This window comes from Antribacter sp. NEAU-D49 (genome assembly GCF_057158775.1).
On sequence record NZ_JBXTSN010000018.1, the window covers coordinates 19,641 to 35,083 of the forward strand.

A 15,443-nucleotide genomic window follows, 5' to 3' on the forward strand; every position below is an offset into this window, starting at 1 on the left:
TCAGACGGGCAGAGGGATCGCCGTGAACACGCCCTCAGGGTCGTAGCGCCGCTTCGCCGCGACGAGCCTCGTGGCGTTGCCGCCGTAGGCGTGAGCGATCTGGTCGGCGTCGTCGGGCCCGAGCACGTTGGGATAGCTCCACGGGAGGGCGTGCGCGCCCAAGGCCTCCGACGTGCGGTCCGCCCAGGCCGTGTGGGGTGCGGCCGCCTCGGACGGCTCCCATGACGCGACGATCTCGATCATGTGGTGCGGCTGCCGCAGCCCGAACGCGGTGGCGTCCGCCGCCACCCGGGCCGCCGCCCCGTGGAAGTGGTGGACGACGATGCCGGAGGTGGGCGAGGTGCGGTTCGCGCCCACCTCGGTCAGCACCGCGATCACGTCGTCGGTGAGCGTCGCCAGCGTCCGCGTGCGTCCCGTGCAGTGGCGGCCGTTGGTGATGTGCGGGTCGTACAGGCCCAGCATCGCCTGGTAGCTCATCGGTGCGAGCTGTGACATCACCGGGGTGCCGAGCCGGCGCACCCGCTCGGCCCACTGCGCGCCGTCGGCCGGGTCACCGCACCACACCGGTGACACGAGGACCAGCGGCGAGCCGTCGGGACCGCTGAGCACGCCGGTCTGCACCGTGAGCTCGTCGGGCGCGTCGGCCACGAGCTCCGCGTAGCCGCGCCAGACGTCCGCCGCCTGGTCCCAAGGGAAGAACACGAACCCCGCGAGGACCGTCGAGACCTCGTGCAGCCGCACCGTCAGCGACGTGACGACCCCGAAGTTCCCGCCGCCGCCACGCAACGCCCAGTAGAGCTCGGGCTCGTGGTCCGCGTCCGCGGTGACGAGACGCCCGTCGGCCAGCACGACGTCGGCCCCCAGCACACTGTCGAGGGCGAGCCCGGCGACCCCGCCGAGCGGCCCGTACCCGCCGCCAAGGGTGAGCCCGGCGAACCCGACGGCGCCGACCGTGCCGGTCGCGGCCGCAAGGCCGTGCGGTGCCGTGGCGGCGATGACGTCACCGATCGACGCGCCACCGGAGACGACGGCGACCCGCTCGTCCGCGTCGACGGTAACGCCGCGCATCGCCGAGAGGTCGATCGTCAGCCCGCCGTCGCTCAGCGAGCGGCCCGCCCAGTCGTGCCCGCCACCGCGTACCGACAGCGGCAGTCCGTGCCCGACGGCGACCCGGACCGCCGCCTGCACGTCGGCCGCCGTCTCCGGCCGGACCACCACCGCCGGCCGGTGCGCGACCGCGCCGTTCCAGATGGCCACGGTGTCGTCGTAGCCGGGGGAACCGGGCACCAGAACATGTTCCGCACCCAGGTGCTCGGTGAGGTCCCGCGTCGCGTCCGTGGCGTTGTCCGTCGTCATTGCGGTCTCCTGGGGTCGTCTCGCGCGGCGCTGGGGTCCTTGGCATCGTGCACCTGAAGGCGCCCCGGCACCCTGGGGCACGCCTGGCGATGTGACGACTTCACCCATCTGAAAAAGAGTGTGCCAAGCGGCGAATCGTGCCTGCGCCCTCAGCCGGCCGGCCTCCCCGCTCAGGGCTGCGCCGGCGACTCCGTCGCGTTCAGGCTCCAGCGGATCCCGCTCACGGCGACCCGGCCGGCGAGGTGAGCCGCGGCGCCGTCGGGCCACCGCTGCAGACCGAGCTCGGTGCGCACCCAGGCGGGCAGGGTGGCGACCGCGCCCGCGGCGAGGAGCGCGTACGGGGCGCGCACCGGACCGGGGAGCGGCGGCTCCCGCAGCAGGAAGCGGGCGGTGTCGAGCGCCTCGGGCGTGGGCAGCAGCTCGGGCCGGTACGCGTCCAGGCACGCGGCGAGCTCGTCGACCGTGCGAGGCACGTCGCGGGCGCCGAGCGCGGAGGCCACCTGGCCGATCTGCGCCACGTACTCGTCGGCCTGGGCAGGAGTCAGGCGCGTGGCGCCGAAGTGCTGGTGGGCGGTGAGGAACGAGTCGGCCTCCGCGGCGTGCACCCAGGTCAGCAGGTGCGGGTCGCTCGCGCGGTACGGGGTCCCGTCGGGCGTCTTGCCGCGGATGCGCTCGTGCACGGCGCGGACACGGTCGACGGCGGCCTGGGCGTCGTCGGCCGTCGCGAAGACCGTCTCCGCGAGGAACGTCGCGGTGCGCTCGAGGCGGCCCCACGGGTCGCTGCGGTAGCCCGAGTGCCCGGCCACGCCTGCCATGGCCAGCGGGTGCAGCGACTGGAGGAGCAGCGCCCGCAGCCCGCCCGCGAACGTCGCGGCGTCCGCGTGGACGATCCGCACCGCGCTCCCGCGCGGGAACCAGCGCGGGCCGGGGGTGAGGTGGATCCGGTCGCGGCTGGCGTAGCCGTCGGGTCCCGCCACCCGCAGGAAGATCGCCTCGCCCACCCGCGCACGGGCCTGCTGGACCGGGTTCGTCGCGACGGACATGGCGCCAGTATGGCGCGAGGTCCGACGGCGGGTCGACGTGCGGCCGGTAGGGGCTGATGGGGGCTGGTGGGCCGTGCGGCCGCTGCGGCGTCGCTGTTGACGCTGAGGGGCGGGGCAACATGAGGTGTTCTCCGTCTGTCACTCCGCGTAGACATTGTCACCAGGAGTGACATCGCTAGCGGGACAGGTGTCCACCACTCCTGATCGGGCGAGCCTCAGCCGCCGGAGACGAGCTCGGCCGAGCGGTCCCAGAGCTGCCGCGCGAGGTCCGCGTCGTGGGCCTGGGGGTGCATCCGCCGGGCCGGCCGGCGCTTCTCGTAGTACGTGCCCGACTGCCACGCGGTGCCGGGCTCCGTCTCCGCCAGCCACACGAGCTGGCCTGCGCCCTTCTCCGGCGTGACCATGAAGGCCCGGCCGAGCCGGCTGGTGTAGACGCGCTTCATGAAGCTGTGGCTGTCGGCGGCGAACGCCGACGCCACGACGCCCGGGTGGAACGCCGCCGAGGACAGGCCCTCCGCGTGGAAGCGGCGGTGCAGCTCCGAGGTGAACAGGATGTTGGCCAGCTTCGACGTGCCGTAGGCGATCTCGGGCCGGAAGTCCCGGTCGTGGTTCAGGTCGTCCAGGTCGATCCGCCCGCCGATCAGCCGAGCCCCCACGCTCGACGTCTGGATCACCGAGGCCCGGCTCTCCACCAGCCGGTCCATCAGCAGCGTCGTGAGCAGGAACGGCGCCAGGTGGTTGACCTGGAGGGTGGTCTCGAAGCCGTCGGGCGTCCGGGCGCGGTCGCCGAACATCCCGCCCGCGTTGTTCGCCAGCACGTCGATGCGGGGGTAGGCGGTGAGGAGGTCCTTGGCGAGGGCGCGGACCTCGTCGAGCCGCGTGAAGTCGGCGACGTGGTGGTCCGCACCGGTCTCCGCGGCCACGCGTTCGGTCTTCTCGCGCGAGCGCCCGACGACGACGACGCGGTGGCCGTCGGCCGCGAGCCGCCGGGCCGCGGCAGCGCCGATCCCGTCGCTGGCACCGGTGATGACGACGGTCTTCTGGGCGTTCGTGCTGGTCATGGGGCACATCATGCCGTGTGCTGTGCGGCCGGCTCGCCTGGTCGGCAGTCCCGCCCCAGCGGCTCGGCGAGCGGTGAAAACCGAGGTCAGCCCGCATCTCGCCCTGCGGACCCCGGTCTTCCCGGGATATGGTCGAGATCTCGACAAGAAGGAGTGCCCGTTGGGCCAAGGCGATGGCCTCCCGACCCCGCTGCCCGCCGCGGTCGGAGGCGTAGCGGCCGCCGTCCAGGCCGCCCAGATCGGCATCTTCGAGTGGGACCTGGCCACGGGTGAGCTGTACTGGGACCGGCGGGCGCTGGAGCTGTTCGGGTACGACGACGGCTCGTTCGACCACACCATCGACAGCCTCTTCCGCCGGCTGCACCCCGACGACGTGGCTCGTGTCGGTGAGGCGCTGCAGCGCGCGCAGGACACGTGCGGCGAGTACGAGGCCGAGGCTCGGGTCTGCCTCCCGGACGGGACCACTCGCTGGATCATCGGCCGCGGTCGTGCAGTCCCGGACGAGGACGGCAGGGCGGTGCGGCTCGTCGGCGCTGCCTTCGACGCCACCGCGGCGCGGGACGGCGAGGTGCACGTCCAGCGAGTCCTGGAGTCCATGCCCTCGGCCTTCTTCTTCGTGGACCGCCGGTGGCGGTTCACCTATGTGAACGCGGAGGCGGAACGCGTCCTCTCCCACCCGCGCGAGAAGCTCCTCGGCGGCGACCTGTGGGAGCTGTTCCCGGCCGCCGTCGGCTCGGAGTTCGAGCGGCACTACCGCCACGCGATGGCCACGGGGGAGCAGACCCGGTTCGAGGCGCACTACCCGGCGCCTCTCGACCGGTGGTACGAGGTACGGGTGTGGCCCAGCCCTGACGGCCTGTCGGTGTACTTCCTCGACATCACCGCGCACTACGAGGCCGAGGAACGGGCGGCGCGGGCCGCGCAGCGCGCCGACCTGGAGGCGCGGGTGAGCGCCGAGCTCGCCGAGACGTTCGATGTCGAGCTGGCTGTGGCCCGCCTCGCTCAGATCGTCGTGCCGACCCTGGCCGACTGGTGCGTGGTGAGCATCGTGGAGGCCGACGACGGCACAGGGGCCGTCCGGCGGCTGCGCGACATCGCGCCCTGGCTGGCAGACGTGCAGCCGGAGCGGCGGCTGCGCGACATCGGCTGGTGGCACGTCGACGAGGACGCTCGTCCGCTCGTCCAGCGGTACGCGACGGTCCGGCTCTCGAGCCTCAAGGACGACTCGTTCCTCCGGCGGGCGCTGGCCTCGCGCACGGCCGTCCCGGTCCACGGCCCGGACACGACCCGCCGGATCCAGTCCGTGCTGAACCCGGGGGAGGCGCGCGACCTGCTCAGCCTGCTCGCCCCCATGTCGGCCGCGGCGCTGCCCATGCGGGCGCGGGGCCGGACGGTGGGCGCCCTGAGCCTGTTCCGCGGGTCGGGCCGGGACAAGCTCACGGCCGAGGACCTCGCCCTGGCCGAGGACGTGGCCACCCGTGCCGCGCTCGCTCTCGACAATGCCCGCCTCTACCGCCAGCAGCGGCACCTCGCCGAGGGCTTCCAGCGGTCGCTGCTCACTCCTCCGCTCCCGACGGACCAGGTCGAGGTCGCGGTGCGATACCAGCCCGCGGCGCAGGCAGCCGAGGTCGGGGGCGACTGGTACGACGTGTTCCACCAGCCCGGGGGCGGCACGGTCGCCGTCATCGGTGACGTGACCGGGCACGACGTCGTAGCCGCCGCGACCATGAGCCACATCCGCACCGCCCTGCGCAGCATCGCCGTGACCACCTGCGCAGGCCCGGCTCAGCTGCTGCAGCAGGTGGACCGCGCCCAGCGGACTCTGGAGTCGAGCGCCCTCGCCACCGTCGTGGTCGCCCGCCTGGAGCAGGCCGACGACCACGGCGGTGTGCGACTGCGCTGGTCGAGCGCCGGGCACCTGCCACCCATGGTCATCGGGGCGGACCGCTCGGTGGCGCCGCTGGCCACCGGACCGTCCGACGTCATGCTCGGCGTCCGGCCCGACGTGGACCGCGTCGAGACGGTGAGGATGCTCGAGCGCGGTACGACCGTGGTGCTCTACACCGACGGGCTGCTCGAGCGGCGCGGCGAGCACCTGCGCGACGGCATCGCTCGGCTCGAGCAGACCCTGGCGGAGCTCGCGCCGCTCGGCCTCGAAGAGCTGTGCGACGAGGTCCTGCGCCGCATGCTCCCCGACCGGCCCGGCGACGACGTGGCGCTGGTCGCGATCCGCCTGCGTCCGTGAGGTCTGAGTCTGCCCGGTCCCCGATGTTCATGATGATGTCCCGGGGCATTCATCGTTTCGTCGCCGGACCGCTCCAGGGTGAGCCAGGCGCCGCACACCTGCGCGGCACGACGGGGTGCAGACCCCGGCGAGGCACTCACCAGACGAGGTAGTGGCATGAGATCGATGGTCCTGGGGCACCGGCGCGCGGCGTCGGTGGTCGTGGCCCTGGTCGCGACGACCGTCCTGTCAGCGGTACCGACCGCGGCGCACGCCGACGGGCTCACGCTCGTCGACACCGTCGAGGAGGTGGGTCCGGGCATCAGCCTGCGCCACCTCAAGGCGGTCGACCAGGGCGGCTGGTACGACGCGCGGTTCCTGACGGTGGACCTGTCCGAAGGGGCGGTCAGCACGGACCTCCTCACGGCCGGGCCGGTCGCCTCGGCCGGCCCGCTCACCGAGGCTGCGAACCGTGCGGGCGCGGTGGCCGGCGTGAACGGTGAGTTCTTCGACATCGGCAACAGCAACGCCGCGCTCGGCGGTGAGATCCAGAGCGGCGAGCTGCTCAAGACGGCGGACGTCGGCGGGCGCCAGCATGTCGGCGTCAGCAAGGACGGCATCGCCCAGCTCGCCGACCTGACGGTGGACGCGAACGCGACGTTCTCCGGCACCGACCACAAGGTGCTGACGATCAACGCCGCGAACGGCGGTGGCGTGCCCGCGAACGGGCTCGTCGCCTACACCTCCGCGTGGGGCGAGTACAGCCGGAACCGCGGGTTCACGGGGGTCGCGACGGACACGCTCGCCGAGGTCCTGGTGCAGGACGGGGTCGTTGCCACGGTCGCGCCGGCTGGTCCCGCGGGTGCCGGGCCGATCCCCGAGGGCGCCTTCTGGCTGGTCGGCCGGGACACGGCGGCGGACGCCCTGCGCGCCCTGGTCCCTGGCGACCCGGTCACGCTCGGCTACGAGCTTGCCGACGAGGCGGCCCGCGACCTGCAGTTCGCGCTCGGTAACGGCGGCACGATCGTCCGCGACGGCAAGGTCGTCGAGGGGCTGGACCGTTCGGTCGCTCCGCGCACCGCGCTCGGGTTCAAGGACGGCGGCCGCACCCTCGTCCTGGCGACCTGGGACGGCCCGGGCGGTACGGGCAAGGGCGGCGTGGGCATCGACAAGGAGGCACGCGACCTGGTCGCGCTCGGCATCGAGACGGCGGTGAACCTCGACGGCGGCGGTTCGACGACGATGGTCGCCCGCGAGCTCGGCGAGGACGAGGCCGTCCTGCGCAACGTGCCGTCCGACGGCCACGAGCGCAACGACCCCAACGGCGTCGGCGTCTTCGTCGCGCCGGGCGACGGCCGGCTCCACAACCTGCTGGTCAGGCCCGCCGCGGGCACCGCGTCCGCCGACGGCGACGTGAAGGTCTTCCCCGGCCTGCACCGCACGCTCGTCGCGCGCGGGACCGACGACCACCTCACCCCGGTGACGGTCGACCCGGCGAGCGTGCGCTGGCACGCACCGCGCGCCACGATCGAGGACGGCCGCCTGGCGGCCCCAGAGAGCACTCGACACGAATCGATCACCGTCACCGCCCAGGTGGGCGGCGAGCGTGCCACGCAGGACGTCGAGGTGCTCGGCCCGGTGGACGCCGTCGAGCTGTCGACCGACCGCCTGTCCATCGCCGACGCGCGGCCCGAGGCCGCCGTCACGGTGCGGGTCACCGGCCGGGACGCACAGGGCTACACGGCGCCCATCGAGCCCGGCGACCTGGACCTCGACTACGACCGTTCGGTCGTCGACATCCAGCCGGCCGACGGGGCGCTGCGCATCACCCCGCTCAAGGCCGCGGGCACGGTCCTGACCGTGACGGTGGGCGGGCGCACCGACACGCTCCCGATCACGGTGGGCGTGCAGAACGTGACCGTCTACGACTTCGACGACGACGTGCTCGCGCGCTGGCGCAACAACAGCACGAGGGCGACGACCTTCTCGGCCGACCCCGACGGCCTGCGGGTGGACTTCGACGCCATGCGGAACGTCGGCATCGCGACGACGTCGGCCGCGGTGCGGGTCCCGGTCGAGGGCCAGCCGCTGCGCGTGCGCGTGCGGATCCGCTCGAGCATCGCGGTGCCCAGCGGCCTGACGTACCTGGGCTACTACGACGCCACGGGCAAGAGCTCCGGCGTGTACGGGACGGCGCTCGTGCCGAGCCCGGACTGGCAGTACGCGACGTTCACGATGCCGGCCGGGGCGTCCTTCCCGATCACGATCTCGAGCTTCCAGGGGATCAACACGGCCGTCGCGCAGCAGAAGGCGGGCACGTTCGTGATCGACCGGATCGAGGCCGACGTGCCGACGTCCATCGAGCTCCCCGAGGTGCCCGAGCTGCGTGCCGACCCGCTGGTCTCGGCCGACGGCCGGGTCCCCGAGGGCCGCGACGCCTGGCAGTTCGCCACGCTGTCCGACGTCCAGTTCACGGCCGACAGCCCCGAGCTGACGAAGGTGGCCACCGCGGCGATCGAGCGGATCAAGGCGACCGAGCCCGACCTGCTCGTCCTCAACGGCGACATCACCGACCGCGGCCTGCCGCAGGACGTCGCCCTGGCGCACCAGGTCCTGACCGACGCCGGGTGCGACCTGATCCCCGTGGGTGCCGAGCCGCCCGCGGAGAGCACTCCGGACCCGGCGACCGGGACCATCCCTTGCTATTACGTGCCCGGCAACCACGAGTCGTACGGGCTGAACAACGTGCAGGCCGACCTCACGCCCTGGATCGCCCGGTTCGGGCAGCCGTACCGCACGTTCGACCACAAGGGCACGCGGTTCATCCTGCTCGCCAGCGCCCTCGGGACGCTGCGCGGCACGGCGTGGGACCAGCTCCCCATGCTGCAGCAGGCGCTGGCCGACGCCGAGCAGGACGAGTCGGTGGACAACGTCATGGTGTTCGCCCACCACCCGGTGGACGACCCGGACCCGGCGGGCTCGTCGCAGCTCGGTGACCGCGACGAGGTCGCGCTGGTCGAGCAGCTGCTCACCGGGTTCCGTGACGCGTCGGGCAAGGGCGCGGCGATGGTCGGCTCCCACGCCCAGGTCGCGAACGTCCAGCGCGTCGAGGGCGTGCCGTTCGTGGTGCTCCCGTCGTCGGGCAAGAGCCCGTACGGCACGCCGGACCGCGGCGGCTTCACCGGCTGGGTCGACTGGACCGTCGACCCGCACCAGGACGCCGAGGGGCAGTGGCTCACGGCCGACGTCCGCGCGTTCGCGCAGTCGGTCACGCTCAGCGCACCGGAGACGGTCGAGGTCGGTGCGACCGCGTCGATCAGCGGCAGCATCGTCCAGCCGTCCGGGGTTGCCGAGGGCAGCCGCGTGGTGCCGCTGCGTTACCCGATGTCGGTCCACTGGGCCGGCTCGTCGAACCTCGCGATCGGTAGCGGGCAGGCCGTGATCGAGGCGGCGAAGCGCTCCCGGAAGGTCGCGGTCCTCGACCCCCAGACGCGGACTCTCACCGCGCTGCGGCAGGGCACCGTCACGCTCTCTGTCACGAACGACTCGATGCGCGAGTTCACCGGTGCGGAGTCGCTCGCCCCGGTGACGACGTCGGAGACGATCGAGGTGGTGCCCTCCACGAGCGGTCCCGTCCTGTCGGCCGAGACGCCCGTGTTCACGACGCAGCCGGCCGGCACCGAGGGTCAGGTGCAGGACGTCCGGGTGACCAACACCGGCACCGAGCCGCTCCGCATCCGTTCCGCGCACGTGGAGCAGCAGGGGCAGCGCGTCTTCACCGTCGACGGGGACGCCTGCTCCGGCCGCACCCTCGCCCCGGGGGAGACCTGCGTGGTCTCGGTCCGGTTCGGCCCCACCCGGCCCGACGTGACGTCCACGGCCACGCTGGTCTTCCAGGCGAACACGGAACAGCGCCGCGAGACGGTCCCGCTGAGCGGCACCAGCAAGGCCCTCGAGTGGGGCTGGGACGACGACGGCCCGGCGCACCACCCGGGACCGGGCGACGACGGCCCGGGTCACGGCGGCCACGAGTGGTCGCCCTGGGACTGACCGCACCCGTTCGGTAGTACCTCTCGCCCCGGGGATCGACGTGATCCCCGGGGCGAGAGGCGTCTCTGCGGTCGCCGCCGCGCCGGTACGGTGTGCGCTCATGACCACGACGCAGCGTCCGCTGGTGTTCCTCGATGTGGACGGGACGATCCTGCCGCTCGGCGGAACGTCGATGTCCGAGGTGATCGACGGGTGGGACGAGTGGCGTGACCGGTCGAACCCGCTGATCGGCCGGATCCCGCCGACGCTGGGGTTCCAGCTCCGGGCCCTGGGTTGCGACCTGGTGTGGGCTACCGCGTGGGGGCAGGAAGCGAACGATGTCCTGTCACCGTTCCTCGGCTTCCCGCGCCTGCCGGTGCTCGGCTTCGACGACGCCCAGGACGCCGAACCGGCGCCGGCGGGCTTGCACTGGAAGACGACGGCGCTGGTCCGGATGGCGGCAGGCCGCCCCTTCGTCTGGCTCGACGACGAGATCGGCGAGGTCGACCGGCAATGGGTCGAGGCTGCCCACACGGGACCGGCCCTGCTGCGCCGGCTCGACCGGCGCTTCGGCCTGCTGGAACCCGACGTCGACGAGGTCCGCGCATGGCTGCGCGATGTGTGCGCCCTCCCGAAGCCCTTGGAGGCGCCCGCCCCGCTGCGCGCGATCATGGACGCCTCGTACGACTACGACGACGGCCGCGGTGTCGACTTCGAGCCGTACCAGGACCTGGAAGCCCCGTTCGAGACGGGCTGGTGGTTCCGGTACTACACCGGCAACCCGGATGTCGGCGGTGACGACCTGCGTCCGTTCGGGAGCGACGGGGCGGGGGGGTACGCCGCGGCGTGGATCGTCCGGGACGGCGCCGCCCTTGCCGACCAGCCGGTGGTCTTCCTCGGGTCGGACGGCGACGTCGCGGTCCTGGCCGCGGACGCCTACGACGCGTTGTGGCTGTTTGCCCTCGGCCTTGGTCCGCGCGACGTGCTGGACCGTCGCCGCACCAACGGCCGTCGTCACGCGGATCCCGGTCGCGTCGTCCGGCCGATCCCCGAACTCATGGAGGCGGCCGAGCGCCTTGCGGCCGACAGGCGACGGCCGGCGGAGGAGATCATCGCCGACGCCACCGCGGGGTTGCCCGAGTTCGAAGCGTGGGTCGACGGCCTGTGTCGCTGAGCCGGACAGGCGTCGCCGATGAGGCCGGCCAGCACGGTGGCGACAGCGGTGACCATCGGCGCGGTCACCGCTCGTCCTTGAGGAAGTGGTTGTCGTGGACCTGGTGCAGGCGGTCCAGGTCGTGCTCCTGCGCGGTCGCGAGCTGCGCGAAGTAGTCCTCGCGGCGCACGCCCGGCGTGAGCACCATGAGGATGGTGGCGGGCTCCGCGCGCTCCTTACGGAGCCCGTGCACCGATCCGCTCGCGGAGAACGCCGTGTCGCCGCGGCGCAGGGTGCGCCAGGCGGTGCCGTCGAAGAAGTCGACCTCGCCCTCCTCGACGATGAACGTCTCGCTGAAGGTCGTGTGGAAGTGCGGTGCCGGTCCGCGGCTCGACGGTGCCATCCGCCAGCGATAGAGACTGACGGCCCCGTCCGTGTCGTCCGGGCCGGCGACGACCTCGATGGTTGCCCCGCTGGCGCCGAGCCGGATGGTTCGCGTGCTGTCGTGTGTCATGACGGGAGTCTCGGCGGCGCACACCTGGTGCTGCGCTCGATTCGGCCCTGGCCGAACAGTCTGGTCCGGGCCGAGGGCGCAGCCGACAATGTGGCGATGATCCGCTACAGGCTGGGCGCCGGCGCCGCGGGGGTGCGCTGGGCGATGTCGCCGGTCCACGAGGTGGTCAGCCTCGCCCGGCTCCTGACGGAGCCGCGGCGTCACCCCGTGTTTCACCCGTGGCTGCGCCGCCGGCGGCAGCGGCTGGCGGGCCTGGACCTGTCGGCCCTGACGGTCTTCATGGCCGACGGCGCCTACCGGCCCGACTTCCTCGACCCGTCGCCGAGGTCGAGCGAACCGACCTTCGACGACGGCCTCGCCGCTCTCCTCGCGACCCCGGTCGACCAGGTGCGTGCCGAGCTGGTCGACGCGACGGCGGCCCACGGGGCGGAGGACCGGCGTCGGCTGCTCGACGATCCCGAGCGAGCCCGCGCCGACGCCGCCGCCGCTGTGCGGCGCCTCTGGAAGGCGGCCGTCGAGCCGGAGTGGCCGTCCATGCGTCAGGCGCTCCGGGCCGAGCTGCTGGACCGGGCCGTGCAGGTCGGCCGCGAAGGGCTGCGCGCGGTCGTCCCGCGGCTGCACCCCTCCGTGACCAGCGACGGTGGCACGATCACCGTCGACGCGGCGGTCGACCTCCGCGTCGACTGCCCGGACGGGCTCCTCCTCGTGCCGTCGTTGTTCATCACCGACCGGGTGCAGTGCACCACCGCCGACCACTGGTCTCCCGCGATCTACTACCCCGCTACGGGACGGTACCTGTGGGCGGCGCCCGCCACCCCGAGGTCGCTGGACCGCCTGCTGGGCTCGACCCGGTCCACGATCCTGGCCGCGCTGACCACGCCGCTGCAGACCGCGGTCGTCGCCGGCCTGGTGGGCGTCACGGCCGCGACGGCGAGCGAGCACCTGACGGTCCTGCGGGAGGCCGGCCTGGTCGACAGCAGCCGGGCCGGGCGCACGGTCACGCACGAGCTCACCGCGGCCGGGCGCGCCCTCCTGGACGCGGGCCGGCCGCGGCGGTGATGCTCGGCCGCTCCCGCGGAGCGGTCAGGCGACCGTCGCGTCGATCGTCACGTCGATGTTGCCCCGGGTGGCGTTCGAGTAGGGGCAGACCTGGTGGGCTGCCTCGACCAGGCGGTCGGCGGTCTCCTGGTCGACGCCGGAGAGCTCGACGTGCAGCGCGGCGCTCAGGCCGAACCGGCCACCCTCGAGCGGGTGCAGGCTCACCTCGGCGATCACCGCTGAGTCGCTGATCGACACCTTCTGTGCGGCGGCCACCGCCTTGAGCGCGCTGTGGAAGCACGAGGACCACCCCGCGGCGAACAGCTGCTCCGGGTTCGTGGCGCCGCCGGCGCCGCCCATCTCGGCGGGGATGGCGAGCGTGACGTCGAGGATCCCGTCGTCGGACACCACACGACCGCCCCGCCGGCCCTCGCCGGTGGAGGTTGCGATCGCGGTGTAGAGGCTGTCGGCCATGCGCTGCTCCCAAGGTAGACGAACTAGTACCCCTACCTTAGGAGGCGGCGGTGTCTCGGGGCAAGCATCCGGGACTGCTCAGTTCGACGTGCCGCGGGCCCGCCCGGCGTCGACCACGGCGAAGACCGCGCGCTCCAGGGCCCCGCCCACGCGGGCCGGTTCGTCGAGGTAGCCGGCCACCATCGCGCCGTCGCGCAGCATCATGATCTCGTCGGCGGCCTCCGCGGCCGCGGTCACGCCCATCGCACCGAGCATGTCCGTGAACGTCTCCCTGTACCAGGCGCGGTGCTGGGCGACCGCCTTCCGGACGGGCGCCTCCGGGTCGGCGTACTCGGCGGCCGCGTTGATGAACGCGCACCCGCGGAAACCCGGCCTGCAGCTGACGGCGCCGATCGCGGCGACGAACTGGCGCAGCGCCTCGGCGTCGTCGCCCGCGGACTCGCGCAGGCTCCGGAGCGCGCCGCGCTCCCACTCGGCCTGCCGGTCAAGGTACGCGACGACCAGCGCGTACTTGGTGCGGAAGTGCCGGTAGAACGTCACCTTGGTGATGCCCGCGCGCTCGATGATCTTGTCGGCGCTGACCGCCCGGATGCCCTGCGTGTAGAACAGGTCGGTCGCCGCGTCCAGGATGCGGTCGCGGACCGAGCGGGCCGTCCCGGGGTCGGCAGCGCTCGCCGTCGGCCCGCCCGACAAGGTCGTGCTCATCCCGCCACCCGCTCCCGCGTGTCTTTGCCGATGATCTCTCTTCGCAAGCCTACGCCGGGGCTGGGGGCTGGGGGCTGGGGGCTGGGGGCCGGGGCCGCGGCCGGGGCCGCGGTCAGTCGTCGCGCCGGGGCTTGCCCGAGCGGAGCTGCTTGGTCGCGGACCGCTGCTTCTTCGCGTCCAGCCGCCGCTCCTGCGAGCCTCGCGTCGCCCGCGTGGCGCGGCGGGCCCGCGGGGGAGGAGCGAGTGCTTCGGCCACCAGGCCGACGAGGCGTTTCGCGGCGGCGTCCCGGTTGCGCCGCTGCTCGCGATGCTCGGAGGCGACCACGGTGAGCACGCCCTCGACGAGGCGCTCCCCGAGCCGGCTGACGACGCGCTCGCGCTGCGCGTCGCTCAGCACGGCGGACCGCGCGACGTCCCAGGACAGCTCGACCCGCGAGTCCGTGGTGTTCACGCCCTGGCCGCCCGGCCCGGAGGACCGGGAGAATCGCTCCGTGAGCTCGGCCCGCGGGATGGTCAGCGCGGACGTGACCGGTAGACCGGGGCGGACGGGGGAGGGCATGAGTACATGGTCTCGCGCGGCGGGACGGGCTCGCGACCGACGGCGGTGCGGCGGGGTGGTGACGGCGGGGCGGCGGCGACGCGGGGGTGAACGCGCCAGACTGCTTCCAGGGTCGTCTACGGGCCCGTTCGCGACCGTGGAAGCAGTCTGGCGCGTTCCACAGAGCAGGCCTCGCACTTTGGTGAGCTGGTCCGACGGTTGCCCTGGCGGGTGGTCGTCAGGCCCTCGGCCTGACAGGATCTGGCTGTGTCCCAGGATCGTCCGAACGAACTCACTGCTCGCCAGCGTGCCGAGCTGTGTGCTGAGAGCCTCGCCGGGGTGTCCGTCGGCGATGCTCTGGGCGCACAGTTCTTTGTTCCGACGAACGACCCGGCCGCGTTCCTCGCGGACGGCCTCGTGCCCGACGGTGAGTGGCCGTGGACTGACGACACTGACATGGCATGCACGGTCGTCGCCGAGGTGCTCGCCCACGGCGGGATCGACCAGGACCGGATCGCGCGTGACTTCGCGGAGCGGTGCGACCCCTACCGGGGGTACGGCGCGGGCGCGGTGCAGGTGCTCCACCAGATCCGTGACGGCGTGCCCTGGCGGAAGGCCGCAGTCGCGGCGTTCCCGACCGGTTCCTACGGCAATGGCGCGGCCATGCGCATCGCACCGTTGGGTGCGTTCTACGCCGGGGAGCTCAGCAAGGCAGCGGAGCAGGCGATCCTGGCCTCGGAGGTGACGCACGCGCACCCCGAGGGGATCGCTGGAGCGGTGGTCGTCGCGGTGGCGACGGCGTTCGTCGCGCGGGCGCGCCTCGACGGGGTGACACCCGGTCCGGGCGAGGTGCTGGACGCCGTCGGACCGTATCTGGTGCAGGGAGCCACCTCGAAGGGGATCGCGCAAGCGCGCACCTTGCTCGGAGCGTCCGTTGAGGAAGCAGCGTGGACCCTCGGCAACGGTGCGCGCGTCTCCGCGCAGGACACCGTGCCGTTCTGCCTCTGGGTCGCGGCGACCCGGCTCACGGACTACCCGACGGCTGTTGCAGCGTGCGTCGAGGCCGGCGGAGACGTTGACACGACGGCCGCGATCGTGGGCGGGATCGTGGGCGCGTTCACCGGGGTGGGCGATCGGGACGACGTCGTCGGTGTGCCGCTGCCGTGGCTCTCGCACCGCGAGCCGCTGCCCGACTGGGTACCGGGCGACGCCCGGACGTAGCGGCGGCGACGCCGGGGGTGAACGCGCCAGACTGCTTCCAGGGTCGTCGACGAGCCGGTAGGCGACCCCGGAAGCTGTCTGGCGCGT

At 73.3% G+C, this 15,443-nt stretch carries 12 protein-coding genes; 5 read left to right on the forward strand and 7 right to left on the reverse strand.

The features are described 5' to 3' along the window. The 3 genes from AC060K_RS14535 to AC060K_RS14545 all read right to left on the reverse strand — a co-directional run bounded on the left by AC060K_RS14535 (position 1) and on the right by AC060K_RS14545 (position 3,460). Positions 1-1,356, reverse strand: coding sequence for an FAD-binding oxidoreductase (locus AC060K_RS14535; RefSeq protein ID WP_483766114.1), 1,356 nt, complete (start codon positions 1,354-1,356; stop codon positions 1-3). A 170-nt stretch (positions 1,357-1,526) separates the two neighbouring features. Then, positions 1,527-2,399, reverse strand: coding sequence for an oxygenase MpaB family protein (locus tag AC060K_RS14540; RefSeq protein ID WP_483766115.1), 873 nt, complete (start codon positions 2,397-2,399; stop codon positions 1,527-1,529). A gap of 215 nt (positions 2,400-2,614) precedes the next feature. Continuing rightward, complete coding sequence (locus AC060K_RS14545) at positions 2,615-3,460, reverse strand: SDR family NAD(P)-dependent oxidoreductase (RefSeq protein WP_483766116.1); 846 nt, start codon at positions 3,458-3,460, stop codon at positions 2,615-2,617. Between the two features lie 160 nt (positions 3,461-3,620). On the opposite strand from AC060K_RS14545, the gene AC060K_RS14550 reads away from it, so the two are divergent. The 3 genes from AC060K_RS14550 (at position 3,621) to AC060K_RS14560 (ending at position 10,887) form a co-directional block, all read left to right on the forward strand. Beyond that, complete coding sequence (locus AC060K_RS14550) at positions 3,621-5,705, forward strand: SpoIIE family protein phosphatase (protein ID WP_483766117.1); 2,085 nt, start codon at positions 3,621-3,623, stop codon at positions 5,703-5,705. Positions 5,706-5,861: 156 nt separating this feature from the next. After that, positions 5,862-9,734 (forward strand): phosphodiester glycosidase family protein, encoded by a 3,873-nt coding sequence (locus AC060K_RS14555; protein ID WP_483766118.1) that lies wholly within the window; start codon positions 5,862-5,864, stop codon positions 9,732-9,734. A gap of 100 nt (positions 9,735-9,834) precedes the next feature. Then, positions 9,835-10,887, forward strand: coding sequence for a hypothetical protein (locus AC060K_RS14560; protein ID WP_483766119.1), 1,053 nt, complete (start codon positions 9,835-9,837; stop codon positions 10,885-10,887). 64 nt (positions 10,888-10,951) lie between these two features. Here AC060K_RS14560 and AC060K_RS14565 read toward each other — a convergent pair whose 3' ends face one another. Further along, on the reverse strand, positions 10,952-11,380 hold the full coding sequence (locus AC060K_RS14565) for a cupin domain-containing protein (protein WP_483766120.1): 429 nt from the start codon (positions 11,378-11,380) through the stop codon (positions 10,952-10,954). Positions 11,381-11,476: 96 nt separating this feature from the next. On the opposite strand from AC060K_RS14565, the gene AC060K_RS14570 reads away from it, so the two are divergent. Beyond that, positions 11,477-12,439, forward strand: coding sequence for a DUF5937 family protein (locus tag AC060K_RS14570; protein ID WP_483766121.1), 963 nt, complete (start codon positions 11,477-11,479; stop codon positions 12,437-12,439). Positions 12,440-12,463: 24 nt separating this feature from the next. Here the strand turns inward: AC060K_RS14570 and AC060K_RS14575 are convergent, their stop codons facing one another. The 3 genes from AC060K_RS14575 to arfB form a co-directional block, all read right to left on the reverse strand. Then, positions 12,464-12,892 carry an organic hydroperoxide resistance protein gene (locus tag AC060K_RS14575; RefSeq protein ID WP_483766122.1) on the reverse strand — a complete coding sequence of 143 codons (429 nt, stop codon included), beginning with the start codon at positions 12,890-12,892 and terminating at the stop codon, positions 12,464-12,466. A 78-nt stretch (positions 12,893-12,970) separates the two neighbouring features. Next, on the reverse strand, positions 12,971-13,597 hold the full coding sequence (locus AC060K_RS14580) for a TetR/AcrR family transcriptional regulator (protein ID WP_483766123.1): 627 nt from the start codon (positions 13,595-13,597) through the stop codon (positions 12,971-12,973). Between the two features lie 112 nt (positions 13,598-13,709). After that, complete coding sequence (arfB, locus tag AC060K_RS14585) at positions 13,710-14,156, reverse strand: alternative ribosome rescue aminoacyl-tRNA hydrolase ArfB (RefSeq protein ID WP_483766124.1); 447 nt, start codon at positions 14,154-14,156, stop codon at positions 13,710-13,712. A gap of 246 nt (positions 14,157-14,402) precedes the next feature. On the opposite strand from arfB, the gene AC060K_RS14590 reads away from it, so the two are divergent. After that, positions 14,403-15,356 (forward strand): ADP-ribosylglycohydrolase family protein, encoded by a 954-nt coding sequence (locus AC060K_RS14590; RefSeq protein ID WP_483766125.1) that lies wholly within the window; start codon positions 14,403-14,405, stop codon positions 15,354-15,356. Positions 15,357-15,443 lie beyond the last annotated feature (87 nt).